This window comes from Pseudomonas sp. TE6283 (genome assembly GCF_054060555.1).
In genome coordinates, this window is the sequence record NZ_JBSSDH010000018.1 from 53,744 (window position 1) to 71,949 (window position 18,206).

An 18,206-nucleotide genomic window follows, 5' to 3' on the forward strand; every position below is an offset into this window, starting at 1 on the left:
ACCATGAGCGTACACGCCCTCTCCACGCAAAAGACCGAGGCGAGCCTGCTCAGCCTCGACGAACACCGCCCGGGCCGGGTGGGCCGCTGGCTGGTGCTGGCAGGTTTCGGCGGTTTCCTCCTGTGGGCCGCGCTGGCGCCGCTGGACAAGGGCGTGCCCGTCAGCGGCAGCGTGATGGTCGCCGGTAGCCGACAGGCCGTGCAGCACCCCACGGGCGGGGTGATCGAGCAGTTGCTGGTGCATGACGGCGACACGGTGAGCGCCGGCCAGGTCGTGCTGCGCATGGACCGGACCCAGGCCCAGGCCCAGGTCGGTTCGCTACGGGTACAGTACGTCAACGCCCGCGCCGCCGAGGCGCGCCTGCTGGCCGAGCGCGATGGCAGGGCTTCGATCGACTTCCCCCAAGGCCTGCGTGACCAGGCCGCCAGTGCCTGGGTGGCCACGGTGCTGGAGAGCCAGCGGCAACTGCGCAGCAGCCGCGCCCAGGCGCTGGAGATGGAGCTTGGCGGCCTGCGCGAGAGCATCGCTGGCGCCGAAGCCTCGCTGCAGGGCCTGCAAGGCTCGCTGGCCAGCAAACAGGCCCAGCGTGACGCGCTGGACGAACAGTTGCGCGGCCTGCGCGAACTGGCTCGGGATGGCTACATCGCCCGCAATCGCCTGCTCGACAGTGAGCGCCTGCTGGCCCAGGTCAACGGCTCGATTGCCGAGGATTTCGGCAGCATCGGCCGCACCCGGCGTCAGGTCCTGGAACTCAAGCTGCGCATCGGCCAGCGCCAGCAGGAGTACCAGAACGAGGTGCGCCAGCAGCTCGCCGAGCTGCAGGCCAGCGCCGAGGATCTGGACAACCGCCTGCGCAGCGCCGAATTCGAGCTGGCCCATACCCAGGTACGGGCCCCCGTGGCCGGCACCGTTGTGGGCCTGAGCGTGTTCACCGACGGTGGCGTCATCGCCCGGGGCCAGCAACTGATGGAGATCGTGCCGCGCGATGCGCCGCTGCTGGTCGAAGCCCGAGCCTCGGTGGACATGATCGACCGCCTGCGCCCCGGGTTGCCGGTGGAGCTGATGTTCGTCGCCTTCAACCAGAGCACCACGCCACGAGTGGATGGCGAGGTGACATTGGTCTCGGCCGATCGACTGATCGACGAAAAGACCCAACAGCCCTACTACCAGGTGCGCATCAAGGTCAGCGACCAGGGCCTCGGCCAACTGGCCGGCCTGGATATCCGCCCGGGCATGCCGGTGGAGGCCTTCGTGCGAACCGGCGAGCGTTCGCTGCTCAACTACCTGTTCAAGCCACTGGCCGACCGGGTGCATGTCGCCCTGGCCGAGGAATAAGAGGATGTCCGTGCTGCTGCGTGCCGCCTGCCCGCTGCTGTTGTTCACGAGCCTGTCGGCGCAGGCCCTGGACCTGGGTGACGCCTATGCCCTGGCGCTGCGCAACGATCCCACCTGGCAGGGCTCCATCGCCGAGCGCGAGGCCGGGCTCGAAAACCTGGCGATCGGTCGCGCTGGCCTGCTGCCCAGGCTGTCGTATCGCTACAACCGCGCCCGCAACGATTCCGAGGTGACCCAGCGTAGCCAGTTCGGCGACGTGACCACCCAGCGCGATTACCGCAGCTACAGCTCGACCCTGACCCTCGAGCAGCCGTTGTTCGACTACGCTGCCTGGAGCGACTACCGCCGTGGTGTGGCCCAGGCCGCCCTGGCCGACGAGCGCTATCGCGGTCGTGGCCAGGAACTGATGGTGCGCCTGTTCGGCGCCTACAGCGAAGCGTTGTTCGCCAACGAACAGATCGCCCTGGCCCAGGCCCAGCGACGCACCTACGCCGAGCAGTTGACCCTCAACGAGCGGCTGCTCAAGGGCGGCGAAGGCACCCGTACCGATGTACTGGAAACCCGCGCCCGCTACGAGTTGGCGCAGGCCCAGGAAATCGAGGCTGGCGACAATCTCGATGCGGCGCTGCACGCATTGCAGGCGATCATCGGCGAGCCGGTGGCGGTCGAGGACCTGGCGCCGATGACCGCCGATTTTCGCGTCCAACCCCTCACCCCCACACGTTTCGAGCGCTGGCGCGACCTGGCCGTGGCCCACAACGCCGAGCTGGCCAGCCAGCGCCATGGGTTGGAGGTCGCCGAGCAGAACATCGAGCGGCAACGGGCCGGGCACCTGCCTTCGTTGAGTGCCTATGCCAGCAAGGGCATTTCCAGTTCGAGCTCCGAGAGCAGCTACAACCAACGCTACGATACCGACAGCATCGGCGTGCAGTTGAGCGTGCCGCTGTATGCCGGTGGCGGGGTGCAGGCGTCAGTGCGTCAGGCTCGTGCCCAGCGCGATGCCGTGGGGTTCGAACTGGATGCACAGTTGAACGACACGCTCACCCAACTGCGTCGGCAGTTCAACCTGTGTGCCAGCGGCACGGCGAAGATCCGCGCCTACGACCTGGCGGTGAAGGCGGCCTCGGCCCTGGTGCAGGCCACACGCAAGAGCGTGCGGGGAGGGGAAAGGGTCAACCTTGATGTGCTGGATGCCGAGCAACAGCTGTTCAGTGCCAGGCGTGACCTTGCGCAGGCACGCCATGAGTACCTGCGGGCGTGGTTGCAGCTGCGCTATCTGGCGGGCGTACTGGAGGCGGGGGATCTGAATGCGCTGAGCAGGTATTTCCTGTCGCACGGATAGTGCGTCGGTGCTCCCACACCTGCACCAGATAAAAAAGGGAGCCGACGATGCGCGTCGGCTCCCCCTCGATGACCGTCCTGGTCAGCGATCAGTGTTCGGCAACCGCCTTGCGCCTGGGCGCCTCGTTGCCGTGCTCGTCAAGCTCCAGCACCGGAACCTCATTGCCGTCGGCGTCGAACAGCTTGCCGTCCTTGAAGTAGTCGCCATCGCGCAGGGCCGAGATGTCCGAGTACTGGATGGTGCGCTCGTAGGCCGCGGCGAACACCGACTGGTTTTCCGAGTTGCCGGTGGTGAAGTGGTTGAAGATCAGGTTCAGCAGGATGGCCATGATCGCCGCCGAACTGATGCCGGAGTGGAAGATGGTTTCGAACCAGCTCGGGAAGTTGTGGTAGAAGGTCGGCGCCGCGATCGGGATCATGCCGAAGCCCAGCGAGGCAGCGACGATGATCAGGTTGACGTTGTTCTTGTAGTTGACCTTGGACAGGGTGCGGATGCCGCTGGCCGCCACGGTGCCGAACAGCACGATGCCCGCGCCGCCGAGGACCGGGGTCGGTACCGCAGCGATGACCCGGCCCATGATCGGCAGCAGGCCCAGCACCACCAGGATTACCCCGCCGGTGGCCACCACATAGCGGCTCTTCACCCCGGTCACGGCCACCAGGCCGACGTTCTGGGCAAAGGCGCTCTGGGTGAACGAGCCGAAGATCGGCGCCAGGATGCTCGACGCCATGTCGGCGCGCAGGCCATTGCCCAGGCGCTTGGAGTCGACCTTGGTGTCGATGATCTCACCCACGGCGAGGATGTCAGCCGAGGTTTCCACCAGGGTCACCATGATCACGATGCACATCGACAGGATCGCGGCGATATGGAAGGTCGGCATGCCGAAGTGGAACGGCGTGGGGAAGGCGAAGATCGGGCCTTCGGTGACCTTGCTGAAGTCGGTCATGCCCAGCGCCCAGGCAATCAGGGTGCCGGCGACCATGGCCAGGAGGATCGACAGGCGCGAGATGCTCGCGCTGCCCAGCTTGCTCAGCAGCAGGACGATGGCGAAGGTCAGGGCCGCCAGGCCGATGTTGGCCACGCTGCCGAACTCCGGCGAGGCGCTGTTGCCGCCCATCACCCAGCGTGCGGCCACGGGCATCAGGGTCAGGCCGATGGTGGTGATGACGATGCCGGTGACCAGCGGCGGGAAGAACTTGGTGATGCGCGAGAACACCGGGGTGATCAGGAAACCGATGAGCGAGGCCGCCATCACCGCGCCCAGCACCGAAGGCAAGCCGCCACCGCTCTGGCTGCCGAGGATCGCGCCCATGGTCGCCACGCCGGCGAACGACACGCCCTGCACCAGCGGCAGCTGGCAGCCGAAGAACGGCAGGCCAAGGGTCTGCAGCAATGTCGCCAGGCCCCCGGCGAACAGCGAGGCAGCGATCAACAGGCCGATTTCCGCCGGGGCCAGGCCGGCGGCCTGGCCGAGGATCAGGGGTACGGCGACAATCCCTCCATACATGGTCAGGACATGCTGCAGCCCGTAGGCCAGGTTGGCGCCAAGGCCGAGGTTCTCGTCCTCGGGGCGCGGGGCGGGAGACGTGCTGGGGGACGTGGTCATTGGAGCAGGCTCTCTGTTTATTGTTGTGTCGCTACTGTAGACAACTAGCACAAAAAATTGCCACAAAAATTGTATACAAAGTTTTGATCGTAGCGACGGAACTGGTGCGTCCAGGGTGCCTGAAACCTGGATGCAGGTTGCGTTCCAACTTGCAGGATGCTGTTCCAGAGGGGTGTGTACAAAGAGCTTTGCAGGCGTATGAAAGCTGTCTGGCTGGACAGGAAAGCCGTCACAGCCAGATAGATAGCAAGCTAAGAGATATCAATCTTCGATGAGTTCGCGCAGCTCGCGCATCATTTCGGTGCTGTCGGCCAGGTTCAATTCCACAAGACGGTGCAGGTGGGTCATTGAATCGATGTCGATGTGCAGGCAGATGAAGCCCAGGCGGCTCGGCTCCTCGTGGCGCAGTTCGACCTGCATCAGCACTCGGGTTTTCTTGTCGTTGAGGTGGATGATTGCTTCGAAGTCCTGGGTAAGGTCGGCATCCCAGGGGTGGGGGCGTTCGATCAGCAAGCCCTTGAGCGACAGGTCGAGTAGTTTCACAGGCCAGCGACGCTCGCCCTGGCGCAGTTCGGTAGGGGCATCGAAGGCGATGCGCTGGAAACGGCGGCGGTCGTCTTGGGAGCTGGTCATGGCTGGATCCTCGTCAGATCTTCTGACTATAGCCCAGCCATGGCCGTCCCTTTCGGAGGATCAACCGGAGGCTATTTGCCGCCGACGATATTCACATCACTGCAATTGTAGAAGCCTTCGCCAGCCGGATCCACGCGCTGCCAGCGGCTGTAAATGACACGCTTGCCGCTGTGGTTCTTGAGATCGACCTCCAGCTCGTAGTACCCATTTACAGGTGGCACGTCGCCGATTTCCTGCACCAGTTCCAGGTCGTCCCACTTCAGCGCGCGCTCTGCGGGGTTGTAGCCAGGCTTGGACACATAGATCTCCCAGTAACTGGGATTGTGCACGGCCTGGATCTTGTAACGCATGTGCACTTTGTTGTTGGCGTCCTTGCGTAGTTCCTGAGTGGCCCACTCGGCGGGTTGATCCAGGCCGCTCTTGTCGTTGGCGAGGACCAACAGCTGCTTGTTGGGTGCGGAACGGTTGACCTCGCCCTGAGCCTTGCGTACCTCGGCAGCGTCCACGACATTGCCCGCCGAGCACAACTGGCCGTCGTGGATAGCTTTCTTGACTGCTTCGATATTCCGGTAGTCGGTTACGTTCTTCGACACTTCGTGCCACTGGTTGAACTGATAGACCGCCTGTTGAGCGTTGTTGTTGAACTTGCGGTAAACGTGCTGGTAAGCCGCTTTGCAGCCGGGACTCTTGATACCTGAGCCATCTTCTGGCCAGTTAAAATCCTGTGCGTTGTAGCAAGCCAGTTGGCGTGCCACGGGTACTTCCATGGCTCCATGCATTGGCGCTATGGGGGCGGCATCGGCGTGTATCGCCGCAGAGGCGAGCAGGCCGATGAACGAGGTGTGAAGCAGGCAATTGATCTTCATTGTGAACATCCTTGTGTATTCAAGACCTGTTCAAGATGCAACTGCGGTAGTGGTTTGACAACTGACAGAAATACCAGGGGAGTTGCGTTGGTGCCGCTCTAAGTCGGAGCACGTGGTGTAGGGATGCCGCTCATCTGGATATGGTAATGGAGGCGAGCAGGCCCTAGACTCAGAGGGCTGTCTATTCCAACCACTCAAGCTGGAAGCATGCCATGAACAACAATAACAGCCTGCTACGCCATATCCCGTGGCTGGCGCTGGCAGTCATAGGGGCCTGCGCGCTGGGTGTGGTCGCCCTGCGTCGCGGTGAGGCCATCAACGCCTTGTGGATCGTGGTCGCGGCAGTGGCCCTTTACCTGGTCGCCTACCGTTACTACAGCCTGTTCATCGCCACCAAGGTGATGCAGCTCGACCCCCGCCGGGCCACGCCCGCGGTGCTCAACAACGATGGCCTGGACTACGTCCCGACCAACAAGCACATTCTCTTCGGCCACCACTTCGCCGCCATCGCCGGCGCCGGCCCGCTCGTCGGCCCGGTGCTCGCCGCGCAGATGGGCTACCTGCCCGGCACGCTGTGGCTGATCGCCGGCGTGGTGCTGGCCGGCGCGGTGCAGGACTTCATGGTCCTGTTCCTCTCCACCCGCCGCAACGGCCGCTCGCTGGGCGACATGGTCCGCGAGGAAATGGGCCGCATCCCAGGCACCATTGCCCTGTTCGGCTGCTTCCTGATCATGATCATCATCCTCGCGGTGCTGGCACTGATCGTGGTCAAGGCCCTGGCCGAGAGTCCGTGGGGCATGTTCACGGTGATGGCGACCATCCCGATCGCGATGTTCATGGGCATCTACATGCGCTACATCCGCCCGGGCCGCATCGGCGAGATCTCGGTCATCGGCGTGATCCTGCTGCTGCTGTCGATCTGGCTGGGGGGCCAGATCGCCGCGGATCCGGTATGGGGCCCGGCGTTCACCTTCACCGGCGTGCAGATCACCTGGATGCTGGTCGGCTACGGTTTCGTCGCTGCCGTGCTGCCGGTTTGGCTGGTGCTGGCGCCGCGTGACTACCTGTCGACCTTCCTCAAGATCGGCACCATCGTCGGCCTTGCCATCGGCATCCTGATCATCGCGCCCGAACTGAAGATGCCGGCGCTGACCCAGTTCACCGACGGCACGGGCCCGGTGTGGAAGGGCACCCTGTTCCCGTTCCTGTTCATCACCATCGCCTGCGGCGCGGTGTCCGGCTTCCACGCGCTGATCTCCTCGGGGACCACGCCCAAGCTGCTGGACAACGAAACAAACGCCCGCTACATCGGCTACGGCGGCATGCTGATGGAGTCGTTCGTCGCCATCATGGCCATGGTCGCCGCCTCGGTGATCGAGCCGGGGGTGTACTTCGCCATGAACAGCCCGGCCGCGGTGGTCGGTGCCGACGTCGTCTCGGTAGCGCAAACTGTGAGCAGCTGGGGCTTCATGATCACCCCCGAGCAGCTCGAGGCCACCGCCCGTGATATCGGCGAGCACACCATCCTGGCCCGTGCCGGTGGTGCACCGACCCTGGCGGTGGGCATTGCGCAGATCCTGCACCAGGTATTGCCGGGTGAGAACACCATGGCGTTCTGGTACCACTTCGCGATTCTGTTCGAGGCGCTGTTCATCCTCACTGCGGTAGACGCCGGTACCCGTGCCGGTCGCTTCATGCTGCAGGACTTGCTGGGCAGCTTCGTGCCGGCACTGAAGCGCACCGAGTCATGGACCGCCAACCTGATCGGCACCGCTGGTTGCGTGGCGTTGTGGGGCTACCTGCTGTACCAGGGCGTGATCGACCCTCTGGGTGGCATCAACACCCTGTGGCCGCTGTTCGGCATCTCCAACCAGATGCTCGCCGGTATCGCATTGATGCTGGGCACCGTTGTGCTGATCAAGATGAAGCGCCAGCGCTACGTCTGGGTCACCCTGCTGCCGGCCGTGTGGCTGCTGATCTGCACCACCACCGCGGGCCTGATCAAGCTGTTCGACCCGAACCCGGCGGTCGGCTTCCTGGCCCTGGCCAAGAAGTACAGCACCGCGCTGGATGCCGGCCAAGTGCTGGCCCCGGCCAAGGACATCGGCCAGATGCAGCACGTGATCTTCAACGCCTACACCAACGCCGGCCTGACCGTGCTGTTCCTGGTGGTGGTGTTCAGCGTGCTGTTCTTCGCCGTCAAGGTCGGCCTCGCCGCCCTGGGGCGCAAGGAGCGCACCGACAAGGAAACCCCGTTCCAGGCCCTGCCTGACGCTTGAGAGGATCGCCGCGATGTTCAACGACCTGGGTCGACTGGGTAAGTACCTGGGGCAGGCCGCCCGCCTGATGGTCGGCATGCCCGACTACGACAACTATGTCGAGCACATGCGCAAGAAGCACCCGGACAAGCCGGTGATGAGCTACGAAGAGTTCTTCCGCGAGCGCCAGGAAGCGCGCTATGGTGGCAAGTCCGGGCCCAAGTGCTGTTGAACCCGCGACACGCGTGAACCAGTGGGAGCCCGGGCAACCGGGCTCCCACTTTCATTTTCAGCTGCAGGAGACAACCGCGTGCAAACGCCGATTCCCGTTACCGTGCTGACCGGCTTCCTTGGCGCCGGCAAGACCACATTGCTCAAGCATATGCTCAGGGCCGAGCATGGCCTGAAGCTCGCCGTGATCGAAAACGAATTCAGCGAGGCCGGCATCGACAGCCAGCTGCTGGGCGATGAACCGGTGCAGGTCATGACCCTGGCCAACGGCTGCGTGTGCTGCAGCATCCATGGCGACCTGACCCGGGCCCTGTACCTGTTGCTCGAGCGGCTGGATGCCGGTGAAATCGCCTTCGATCGCCTGGTCATCGAGTGCACCGGCCTTGCCGATCCGGCGCCGGTGGCGCAGACCTTCTTCATCGATGAAGAGCTGCGCGAGCGCTATATCCTCGACGGCATTATCACCCTGGTCGACACCGCCCATGCCGAGCTGCACCTGACCCAGGCCATCGCCCAGGCCCAGGTTGGCTTCGCCGACCGCCTGCTGCTGAGCAAGACCGACCTGGTCGAGCCACAGGTGGTCGACGCCCTGCGCGAGCGTCTGGCGCGTATCAATGGCCGGGCGGCAATCAGCGTGGTCGAGCACGGCCGCATCGACCTGGCCGAGCTGCTCGATGTGCGCGGCTTCAACCTCAACCCGGACCTGGGCATCAGCCTCAAGCCCACTTTGCGCCCGCTGCTCAAGCCGGCCACCCCTGACCGCATCTCGACGCTGGTGCTGCGCACCGAAACGCCGTTGGACATCGATCGGCTCAGCGACTTCATGAACGAGCTGCTGGAAGAGCACGGCAAGCAATTGCTGCGCTACAAGGGGGTGCTGAACATTGCCGGCGAGGACCGCCGCCTGGTGTTCCAGGGGGTGCTGAAGCTCTACGGCTTCGACTGGGATACCGAGTGGAAGGAGGGTGAGACGCGCGAAAGCGTGATGGTGTTTATCGCCGATGAGCTGCCGGAGGAGAAGATTCGTATAGGATTTGAGGCGTTGAGTTACTAGGAAGTCAGAAGTATCTGACTTGCTAATGCCGCCTTATGGCGGCATTTTTTACCTTTAATTACTCGTGCTGGGGCGAGTCGCCAACCAGGCGAGCGACGCCAATCCAGCGCAAATAATAACCAGCACAGTAGGGCTCGTGCCCATGGAGCTGGATATCAAGTTCGTCAGGGCAGCCAGCAGTTGGTGAACAAGAGCGATCAGTGCCATGGCAGGAGAGGCAGCGCCTGTTGACTGTCTGCTTGCCAGTGACAGACTCACTGGGTAGGCCATTCCCTGAGCTACAAGCATCAGGCAATAGGGTAGCCAGATCGCGTAAGCCGAATTTTTCAACAGTGATGATGCAATAAGCATGATGAGTGCGCCAAGTAACAGCAAAGCACCCGAAAATCGAAGCATCCTTACTTCGTTATGACCGGTTGCAAGGGCGCTCGCCAGACGAGTACCAAGCAGATAGGCAATGCTGATTGGCCACCCCAGTAGCCCATATTCCCACATGGACCAGTTGAAGGACTGCTGGAGAAGCACGGGCGCTGTACTGCTAAATACGACGATGATGGAGTACCCAAAACCTCCAGCAAGCACAGGCAGAATGAAGCGTGGTTGCACAATGAGCTTATGGAAACGGGCACTCTCACCTGTCCGGTGCGGAAGAACTATGTGCTGAGCTGCGATATTCCAGCCCTTCAGTGTTGCCATGAGTACACAGGGCATCGCGACGAGCAGCATCGCAATTCGCCAGTTCGTGAGCGTAGCAATCATCGCCCCGATAAACTGGGAGGCCCCGAGTGAGAGCACGAAGCAAAGTGAAAGGCTGCTATAGGCGCGTGTCAGATCCTTGCCATCATACTGCTCGACCAGCAACGCACGAGCGGCAACTGATATACCGCCTGCCAGGGCTCCCTGAAGCAGGCGTAGAACAAGAAATGCCCAGGCAACGGGTGATACTGCGAGCAGAAATGTACAGCAGCCGTAGAGGAGTAGCGTCCAGGTCAGCATACGGCTTGAACCGAGAGTGGCGCCCAACCGACCCCACAGCATTACGCAGGCCCCCATTGCTCCGAGAAACAGGCTCAGGCTGAGTGCAGCGAATTCATCTGTTGCATTCAGATCGTCAGCAATGGCCGGGAGCATGGGTAGGTAGAAGGTTATACCCGACTGGCACAACAGTACGGCTAAGCAACTGAAGTAGAGAATTCGCCGCTTGGTCATGGCCGAGTGTTCAGTAAATGGGCGATGGCAGGGTTGCTGTCCAGGTACTCAGCGAGACTCCGGCAGAAGCTCTCGATTTCACCAGGCTGCATATCTGCTCTGAGCGTAATGCGCAATGCTGCAGCATTCTTGGGGACGACAGGAAAGAAGACGGCTGAGGTGAGGAACCCGTTGTTGGCCAGGAAGGTCGACGCAGCAATGGCATCTTCAGCCTCTCCAAGCGGTATTAGCCTGATGGGAGATGTTGATCCAGCATGAGGTGTGGGCAAAAGCCTGTCGAACAGTTCGATGTTGTTTCTCAACGCTTGCTGCAGCGTATTCAGTAGAGGGCTGGAGTGAAGTCGGGCGGAGGCCCGGCCTGCACCTATAGCTGCGGCATTGAGACTTTGGGACCAGTTGGTAGGACCGCCATATCTTTGTACAAGACGTTTCTGTTGGGTATTTGCCAGCATGACCAAGCCACCGCTTGCGGCAAATGCTTTTCCCAAGGACGCTACAATGATGACCCCTTCATCCAGCTCCTGTAGTTGCCCTCTGACAAAGCCCTGCCCAAAAACACCTTCCGTAGAAAGGGCATGTGAGTCGTCCAAGTATAAGAACAGACCGTAGCGCTCCTTGAGATACAGCAAGGCGTCCATGTGTGCCGTCCCGCCCATGCTGTAGTAGCCGTCTGTGACATAGGCAACCCTTCCATGTTGCCTGCAGATGCTCTCGAGCTGGTCCATATCGTCATGGGGAAGCGTCTGGACCTCGGTCTCATCCGCACAAGCTGCTTTGATATGGTTCAGGGAGTAGTGGGCAAACTTGTCGAACACCATATGGGGCGACATTCCATCGGTGAAAATGCCTGCGGCAACAAGAGGCAATACTCCAGAGCTTGCTGCGCTGCATGACAATGTGGCCAGAGACGCGCATCCAAACAGTTCGGACAGTTCAGCCTCATATTGGTCTAGCACTTGAAGCTGGCAGCGATTGCGCGAGTTGGCGATACGCAGGGTGCGCGAATTTTCCAACTCTTCGATCGCCCCTTGGAGGATATCCGGGTGGTAGTCCAGCCCAAGATAGGAGGTCGTACAGAAGTGTTGCAGCGTCCTGCCGTGTTGGTCCTGAAGTAGATTTCTGGCAATGGGCTGCACCTGCAATCCGGAAAGATGCTTGGCATACGATGTCTGCCAGTCCGCCTCGGACTTCTGAATCATGCTCCTGTAATTGGTGAATCGATTTCGAGTGACTGCCATGTCAAACACTTCCTGCAATGGTTTGGAGCAGGCAGTGTGCATCGCAGGAAAGGGTCGGTATGTCCGAAGTCGGGTGTTTTGGCCGAGGTAATTCTCCGAGAAAAATGTCGGAGATACCTTGGAGTGTCGTGGAGGATTAAACACTCACGTTCAAGGTTTTGTAGGGCCTGCATGCGTCCAGAGCACAAGACACAAAAAAGCCCGGCACATGGCCGGGCTTTTTCACATCAGGCGTCTGCCAATCAGTTGCCGTACACCGGCAGCTTCTTGCAGATGGCCTTGACCTTCTCACGCACGGCGTCGATCACCGCTTCGTTGTTCAGGTCAGCCAGGATGTCGCAGATCCAGCCGGCCAGTTCGCGGCACTCGGCTTCCTTGAAGCCACGGGTGGTGACGGCAGGGGTGCCGAAACGCAGGCCCGAGGTGACGAACGGCGAACGTGGATCGTTCGGGACCGAGTTCTTGTTGACGGTGATGAAAGCCTTGCCCAGGGCGGCGTCGGCGTCCTTACCGGAGATTTCCTGCTTGATCAGCGACAGCAGGAACAGGTGGTTCTGGGTGCCGCCGGAAACGACGTCGAAACCACGCTCGATGAACACTTCGGCCATGGCCTGGGCGTTCTTTACCACTTGCTGCTGGTAGGCCTTGAACTCAGGCTGCAGCGCTTCCTTGAAGCAGATCGCCTTGGCGGCGATGACGTGCTCCAGCGGGCCGCCTTGGGCGCCCGGGAAGACCGCGGAGTTCAGCTTCTTCTCGATGTCGGCGTTGGCGCGGGCCAGGATCAGGCCGCCACGCGGACCGCGCAGGGTCTTGTGGGTGGTGGTGGTGACCACGTCGGCGAACGGAACAGGGTTCGGGTACACGCCGGCGGCGACCAGGCCAGCCACGTGGGCCATGTCGACGAACAGGTAGGCACCGACCTTGTCGGCGATTTCACGGAAGCGTGGGAAGTCCAGGACCTGCGAGTAGGCCGAGAAGCCGGCGACGATCATCTTCGGCTTGTGCTCCAGGGCCAGGGCTTCGACTTCGTCGTAGTTGATCAGGCCGTTGGCGTCGATGCCGTACTGGATGGCGTTGTACAGCTTGCCCGAGGAGGAGACGCTGGCGCCGTGGGTCAGGTGACCGCCGTGGGCCAGGCTCATGCCCAGGATGGTGTCACCGGCCGACAGCAGGGCCAGGTAGACGGCGGCGTTGGCCTGGGAGCCGGCGTGCGGCTGGACGTTGGCGTAGTCGGCGCCGAACAGCTCCTTGGCGCGGTCGATGGCCAGCTGCTCGACGACGTCGACGTACTCGCAACCACCATAGTAGCGCTTGCCTGGGTAGCCTTCGGCGTACTTGTTGGTCAGAACCGAACCCTGGGCCTCCATGACCGCCGGGCTGGTGTAGTTTTCCGAAGCGATCAGCTCGATATGCTCTTCCTGGCGCAGGGCTTCTTGCTGCATGGCTTCGAAGAGCTCGGCGTCGTACTTGGCAATGGTCAAATCACGGCTGAACATGGCGGTCCTCAAGGATCGGGCAGAATTGGGGGGGCATTCTAACCGATTGATTCGCCGCTGGCATATGAAGTGGCATCAAGTCGCGGACCAATGGCCCTCATGTTGCAGCCCGCGCCGTTTCTGGGCTGGAGTTGACTTTTGGGTCCGTTTTTCAAGGCTTGGCGCCGTGCACTGTGGGAGCGGCCTTGCGTCGCGAAAGGGCCGCAAAGCGGCCCCGGCGATCTTTGCGTTAACACTTAGGTCCTGGGGCTGCTGCGCAGCCCTTTCGCGACGCAAGGCCGCTCCCACGGAAACCGTCTCGTGTCACCGTCGTCACTGGAACATGAACAACGTCTCGTTGCTGAACTGCGCCTCGAACTGGTTGGCCGGCATCGGCCTGCCGAACAGGTAGCCCTGCACCTCGTCGCAGCCGTGCTCGCGCAGGAACTCCAACTGCTCGTGGGTCTCCACGCCCTCGGCGATCACCGCCAGGTTGAGGCTGTGGGCCATGGCGATGATCGCCCGGGCGATCTGCGCGTCCTGCTCGCCCTCGGGCAGGCCGTCGACGAAGGTGCGGTCGATCTTGAGCACGTCGATGGGGAATTGCTTGAGGTAGTTGAGCGACGAGTAGCCGGTGCCGAAGTCGTCGACCGCGATGCTCAGGCCGAGATTCTTCAGGCTGTCGAGGATCTGCATGGCCTCGTTGACCTCGCGCATCAGGATGCTTTCGGTCAGCTCAAGCTCCAGGCAGGCCGGGGGCAGCCCGGTTTCCTCGAGGATGGTGGCGATGCGCGTACCCAGTTGGCCGTCGGAGAACTGCCGGGCGGAAATGTTCACTGACACCTTCGGTACCCGCACCTTCTCCTTGTGCCAGGCCTTGAGCTGGCGGCACGCCTCGCGCAGCACCCAGTCGCCGACGTCGACCACCAGGCCCAGCTCTTCGATCACCGGGATGAAGTCGCCCGGCGGCACCAGGCCGCGGGTCGGATGGCGCCAGCGCAGCAGCGCCTCGGCTCCGGTCAGGCGCTTGCCGTCGCCGCTGAACTGCGGCTGGTAGTAGAGGATGAACTCGTTTTGCTCCAGGGCATGGCGCAGGTCGCTCTCCAGCTCCAGGCGCTCCAGGGCGCTGGCGTTCATGTCTGCCTGGTAGAACTGGAAGTTGTTCTTGCCGCGCTCCTTGGCGTGGTACATCGCCGTGTCGGCGTTCTTCATCAGTTGGCTGAGCTCGCTGCCGTCCTGCGGGCTCAGGGCGATGCCGATACTGGCGGTGACGAAGAACTCGCGGTTTTCCAGGACGAACGGCGTAACCAGCCCGTCGAGGATGTGCTCGGCGACATGGATCGCCCGGTTGAGCGCCTGCTCGCGGGTGGCCTTGGGCTGCAGCAACAGGGTGAACTCGTCGCCGCCCATGCGCGCCACGGTGTCGTCGTCGTCGACGCAGGCCAGCAGGCGCTCGGCCATGTCCTTGAGCATGCGATCACCCGCGGCGTGGCCGAGGGAGTCGTTGATCGGCTTGAAGCGGTCGAGGTCGAGGAACATCAACACCACCCAGGCCTTCTGCCGTTCGGCCTGCTGCAGGGCGGTGTACAGGCGGTCCTGGAACAACGTGCGGTTGGGCAGGTGGGTCAGGGCGTCGTAGTAGGCCAGGCGGTGGATGCGCTGTTCGCTGGCCTTGCGCTCGCTGATGTCGGTAAAGAAGCACACGTAGCTGGCCAGGTCGCCCTCGTCGTCGAGCACTGCGGTGATGCCCACCCACGCCGGGTAGTGCTCGCCGTTGCGGCGCTTGAGCCAGACCTCGCCTTCCCAGGTACCGCGCTGGCTCAGCTGCTTGAGCACGTAGCCCAGCTGGGCGCTCTGTTGCTGTTCGACGGTGAGCATGCCGGGCAACTGGTCGAGCACTTCGGCCACGGCATAGCCGCTGACCCGGCTGAAGGCCTCGTTGGCCTGGACGATATAGCCGGCCGGGTCGGTGATGAGGATCGCCGAGGTGGAGTGTTCGAACACCGTCGCTGCCATGCGCAGGTCTTTCTCGGCCCGGCGCTGTTGGCTGATGTCGCGTCCCACGCCGAGCACGCCTTCGAAGCGCTCGTGTTCGTCCCACACCAGCACCAGGCGCAGCTCGATGGGGATCTTGCGGCCATCGGCGCGCAGGCAGTCGAACAGGAACAGCTGGGTGGGCAGGGTGCTGCGCAACTGGGCCAACTGCTCACTGTCGCCCAGCACCTTGCTGACCCGCTCCAACAGGTTGTAGACGCCGCTGAGCTGGGCGGGGTTGGCGACGATCGACTGCCAGCCGTTGGCGAAGATCCAGTCGGCCTGGTAGCCCAGCACCGCCTGCACCGAGGGGCTGACGTAGTTGAGCTGCAACTGGCTGTCGGTGGAGAAGATCACGTCGCTGATGCTCTCGGCGAGCATGCGGTAGCGCTGCTCGCTGTCGCGCAGGGACTCGCTGGCCTCGATCTGCACGGTGACGTCCTTGCCCACGCCGATGATGCGGGTGACCTGGCCCTCGCTGTCGCGGGTCAGCACCTGCTCGCGGATGTCGTAGCAGCGCCAGCCGCCGTCACGGTGGCGGAAACGCAGCTGGCAGTGCAGCGACTCGCCGTGGCCGGTGTCGCGCTGTTGCTGGCGCAGGGCGCGGTAGTGCTCGGCGTCGCCGGGGTGCAGGAGCATTTCCCAGAAGCGGTCGCCCATCTGCGCCAGCTCCACGCGGTCGTAGCCCAGGGTCTGGCCGAGGTGGCGGTTGCTGAAGATCATGCGCTGGCTGTTGACGTCCTGCACGTAGAGCTGGTCGGGCACGGTGCGCACCACATCCGACCAGAAGCCTTCGCGTTCGAGCAGCGACAGCTCCACCTGCTTGCGGCTGGTGATGTCGCTGATGCTCAGGATCACCGCCTGGTAGTCGCGGCGCTGCTGGGGCAGGCGGGCCATCAGCCACAGGTGCAGTTCGCCACCCAGCGGGGCGGGCAGGCGCACCTCCAGTTCAAGCTGCTGGCGCTCTTCGATCAGCGCGTCGATCAGCTGCATGCCGATACTGTCGCGGCTGTCGCCGCTGCCCTCGATCAGGCGCTGCCAGGCGCCTTCGTGGCAGTCGACGTTGAGCAACTGGCGCGCCACCTGGTTGATCTCGGTGATCTTCAGTTCCGCCAGCAGCGCGCGGCGCAGCCTGGTGTCCAGCGCCAGGCTCTGCTTGAGCGCGGCGCGGTTGCGCAGGTGGTAACGGTCGAGCTGGCCGGGCAGGCTGGACAGGTCGAGCACGCACAGGGCCACGCCAGTGCCCTCGAAAATTTCCTGGTAGCGTCTGCGATCTTCCTGCAGGGCGCGCTGGCGGCGACGCATGTTGATCAGCGCCAGCACCGGCAGCAGGGCGCAGAACAGCACCAGTACACACTTGCCGATCAGCGCCGGCAGCAGTTTGTCGCGGGCCATGCCTGCGTCGAACAGGCCGCGCAGTTGCCAGGTGCTGTTGTCGATGAACGCGAGCATCACGCTTTGCAGCGGTTCGTCGCTGGCCTGGCGGTGGTCATGGTGCTGGATGATCTCGCCGCTGCGGCTGTTTTCCAGCAGCCACAGGGGGTGGGTGGGGCCGTCCAGGTGGCGGGTCAGCTCCTGATAGTAGTCCGGGCTCAGGCGCAGCAGCCAGTAGCCGCGGTCCTGCTCGGCCGGCTGGCGCAGCAGCAGGTACACCCGCTGGTTGTCGGTGCCGTTGCCATAGTAGAAGGCGCGGCCTTGGTTCAGTTGCAGTAGCTCGTCAATCAACTGACGGTCCGGCGTGCCGTCGAGGCTGTCGCTGCGTACCTGCCCGGCGGCGTCCAGCCAGGCCAGGTCGCGCAGGGCCGGCAGGCGCGCCTGCAAGGTGGTGAGCAGGCTCGGCAGGGCGGCGGGCGCCGGTGGATTGACGTAAGGCTGGACCAGGTTCAGCGATTGCTGGGCCTTCAGCGCCATGTTCAGGCTCAGGTGGTCGGCCAATTCGGCGCTGGCCGCCAGGCTGTGCTGGCGCAGGTCGGCCTGGGTATGGCGGAACTGGGCGAACAGTTGCCACAACAGCAAACCCAGCAAAACCAGGGCGAGCAGGGCCAGCGCCCCCTTGAGCGAGCCACGCAGGTGTGTGCCGGCCGAGGTGTCGGCAGGCCGCAGGGATGACGGTTGCGTGAGATTGGTCAAGCGTTGGGTCCTGCGATTTGGCTGGCGATGGCAGGGGTTGCGTCCTCGCAGCATGCACGGCGCGTGCCGTGGTCGCTGGGCGCACTATAAGGCGCACGCGAGAAGCCGACTAGCATGCCCGCAAACATGGCAAAGTGCCAGTCCGTATGTCCGCGTACCGCCCGGCAGCCGGTCATGTCGGTTCGGCAAGCCCCTGCAACCTGTGCGAGAATGCCGCCCGCTTCATAGTCAACGCAACGGAGATGTACGGTTTTGGTTACCCACTATTCCACCAATGGCCTCGATTCCGCCTGTGGGCGCAGCAGTCAGACCCTGGTCAGCACTGCCGTGACCGAGGACGTATCCTGCAAGACCTGCCAGCGTTCGCTGGCCAAGCCGGACACGGCTGCCGCCAGTGGCAACAAGACGCCGTCGCTGGCCGAACTGCGCAAGCAGGCCAAGCCTGCGGTCGAGGCCGTCACCCCGGCGCCCGGCAAGCCTGTTGCCGCGCCCGCCAAGGCCGCGAGCAAGCCCGCCGCCAAGGCTGCGGAAAAACCTGCCCGCAGTGGCGGCTTCAGTGTCAAGGCCGCCTGGGCCGCGCGCCTGGCCGAGCAGTCGGACCGTTGCCGCCTGCCGCGCGGCAAGGTCAAGCAAGCGCACGTCTGAGCCAGCGTCACCTCGATCGCGGGTCAAGTCCGCTCCCACGCAACAACACCGTGGCGTGGGAGCGGGCTTGACCCGCGATAGCCGCCGAACGGCGCCGCCATCTACCCATCTGTGCAACGTCGCGAGTTGGCGTAGAATGGCCCACTTTGT

The 18,206-nt window shown here is 63.2% G+C and carries 12 protein-coding genes and 1 pseudogene; 6 read left to right on the plus strand and 7 right to left on the minus strand.

The window, feature by feature from the left end:
- Positions 1–3: 3 nt before the first annotated feature.
- Both ACVWZ5_RS20765 and ACVWZ5_RS20770 read left to right on the plus strand, forming a co-directional pair.
- On the plus strand, positions 4–1,335 hold the full coding sequence (locus ACVWZ5_RS20765; RefSeq protein ID WP_084940813.1) for an HlyD family type I secretion periplasmic adaptor subunit: 1,332 nt from the start codon (positions 4–6) through the stop codon (positions 1,333–1,335).
- A gap of 4 nt (positions 1,336–1,339) precedes the next feature.
- On the plus strand, positions 1,340–2,677 hold the full coding sequence (locus ACVWZ5_RS20770) for a TolC family outer membrane protein (RefSeq protein WP_062575229.1): 1,338 nt from the start codon (positions 1,340–1,342) through the stop codon (positions 2,675–2,677).
- A gap of 88 nt (positions 2,678–2,765) precedes the next feature.
- Here the strand turns inward: ACVWZ5_RS20770 and ACVWZ5_RS20775 are convergent, their stop codons facing one another.
- From ACVWZ5_RS20775 to ACVWZ5_RS20785, 3 genes are all read right to left on the minus strand, one after another.
- Entirely contained in the window at positions 2,766–4,283 is a 1,518-nt protein-coding gene (locus ACVWZ5_RS20775; protein WP_028691345.1) for a nucleobase:cation symporter-2 family protein, read from the minus strand.
- A gap of 261 nt (positions 4,284–4,544) precedes the next feature.
- A complete protein-coding gene (locus ACVWZ5_RS20780) occupies positions 4,545–4,916 on the minus strand; it encodes a PilZ domain-containing protein (protein ID WP_062575228.1) in 372 nt (123 codons plus the stop codon).
- A 71-nt stretch (positions 4,917–4,987) separates the two neighbouring features.
- Positions 4,988–5,782: a lytic polysaccharide monooxygenase gene (locus ACVWZ5_RS20785; protein ID WP_062575227.1), complete on the minus strand. Its 795-nt coding sequence runs from the start codon at positions 5,780–5,782 to the stop codon at positions 4,988–4,990.
- 212 nt (positions 5,783–5,994) lie between these two features.
- Between ACVWZ5_RS20785 and ACVWZ5_RS20790 the strand changes: the two genes are divergently transcribed.
- From ACVWZ5_RS20790 to yjiA, 3 genes are all read left to right on the plus strand, one after another.
- Complete coding sequence (locus ACVWZ5_RS20790; RefSeq protein WP_062575226.1) at positions 5,995–8,061, plus strand: carbon starvation CstA family protein; 2,067 nt, start codon at positions 5,995–5,997, stop codon at positions 8,059–8,061.
- Positions 8,062–8,074: 13 nt separating this feature from the next.
- Entirely contained in the window at positions 8,075–8,272 is a 198-nt protein-coding gene (locus ACVWZ5_RS20795) for a YbdD/YjiX family protein (protein ID WP_028691348.1), read from the plus strand.
- Positions 8,273–8,350: 78 nt separating this feature from the next.
- Positions 8,351–9,325, plus strand: a complete 975-nt coding sequence (yjiA, locus tag ACVWZ5_RS20800; RefSeq protein ID WP_280070907.1) for a GTPase — start codon at positions 8,351–8,353, stop codon at positions 9,323–9,325.
- Positions 9,326–9,379: 54 nt separating this feature from the next.
- Here the strand turns inward: yjiA and ACVWZ5_RS20805 are convergent, their stop codons facing one another.
- The 4 genes and pseudogenes from ACVWZ5_RS20805 to ACVWZ5_RS20820 form a co-directional block, all read right to left on the minus strand.
- The gene (locus ACVWZ5_RS20805) at positions 9,380–10,534 is read right to left on the minus strand and encodes an MFS transporter (RefSeq protein ID WP_084940822.1); all 1,155 of its coding nucleotides are present in this window, start codon (positions 10,532–10,534) and stop codon (positions 9,380–9,382) included.
- A complete protein-coding gene (locus ACVWZ5_RS20810; RefSeq protein ID WP_425049097.1) occupies positions 10,531–11,781 on the minus strand; it encodes an aminotransferase class I/II-fold pyridoxal phosphate-dependent enzyme in 1,251 nt (416 codons plus the stop codon). Before ACVWZ5_RS20810 ends, ACVWZ5_RS20805 begins: the two co-directional genes overlap by 4 nt.
- A 233-nt stretch (positions 11,782–12,014) precedes the next feature.
- The gene (glyA, locus tag ACVWZ5_RS20815) at positions 12,015–13,268 is read right to left on the minus strand and encodes a serine hydroxymethyltransferase (RefSeq protein ID WP_028691350.1); all 1,254 of its coding nucleotides are present in this window, start codon (positions 13,266–13,268) and stop codon (positions 12,015–12,017) included.
- Between the two features lie 312 nt (positions 13,269–13,580).
- Positions 13,581–16,565, minus strand: a pseudogene (locus ACVWZ5_RS20820) (EAL domain-containing protein); the annotation flags it as partial.
- A 1,098-nt stretch (positions 16,566–17,663) separates the two neighbouring features.
- Here ACVWZ5_RS20820 and ACVWZ5_RS20825 point away from each other — a divergent pair.
- Positions 17,664–18,056 (plus strand): hypothetical protein, encoded by a 393-nt coding sequence (locus tag ACVWZ5_RS20825; protein ID WP_062575221.1) that lies wholly within the window; start codon positions 17,664–17,666, stop codon positions 18,054–18,056.
- Positions 18,057–18,206 lie beyond the last annotated feature (150 nt).

What these genes read in the sequence shown, in the direction of transcription:
- ACVWZ5_RS20780 (WP_062575228.1), bottom strand. Translation starts at nt 4,916, where the DNA reads ATGACCAGCTCCCAAGACGACCGCCGCCGTTTCCAGCGCATCGCCTTC.
- ACVWZ5_RS20795 (WP_028691348.1), top strand. Translation starts at nt 8,075, where the DNA reads ATGTTCAACGACCTGGGTCGACTGGGTAAGTACCTGGGGCAGGCCGCC.
- ACVWZ5_RS20790 (WP_062575226.1), top strand. Translation starts at nt 5,995, where the DNA reads ATGAACAACAATAACAGCCTGCTACGCCATATCCCGTGGCTGGCGCTG.
- ACVWZ5_RS20765 (WP_084940813.1), top strand. Translation starts at nt 4, where the DNA reads ATGAGCGTACACGCCCTCTCCACGCAAAAGACCGAGGCGAGCCTGCTC.
- ACVWZ5_RS20805 (WP_084940822.1), bottom strand. Translation starts at nt 10,534, where the DNA reads ATGACCAAGCGGCGAATTCTCTACTTCAGTTGCTTAGCCGTACTGTTG.
- ACVWZ5_RS20770 (WP_062575229.1), top strand. Translation starts at nt 1,340, where the DNA reads ATGTCCGTGCTGCTGCGTGCCGCCTGCCCGCTGCTGTTGTTCACGAGC.
- glyA (WP_028691350.1), bottom strand. Translation starts at nt 13,268, where the DNA reads ATGTTCAGCCGTGATTTGACCATTGCCAAGTACGACGCCGAGCTCTTC.
- ACVWZ5_RS20775 (WP_028691345.1), bottom strand. Translation starts at nt 4,283, where the DNA reads ATGACCACGTCCCCCAGCACGTCTCCCGCCCCGCGCCCCGAGGACGAG.
- ACVWZ5_RS20785 (WP_062575227.1), bottom strand. Translation starts at nt 5,782, where the DNA reads ATGAAGATCAATTGCCTGCTTCACACCTCGTTCATCGGCCTGCTCGCC.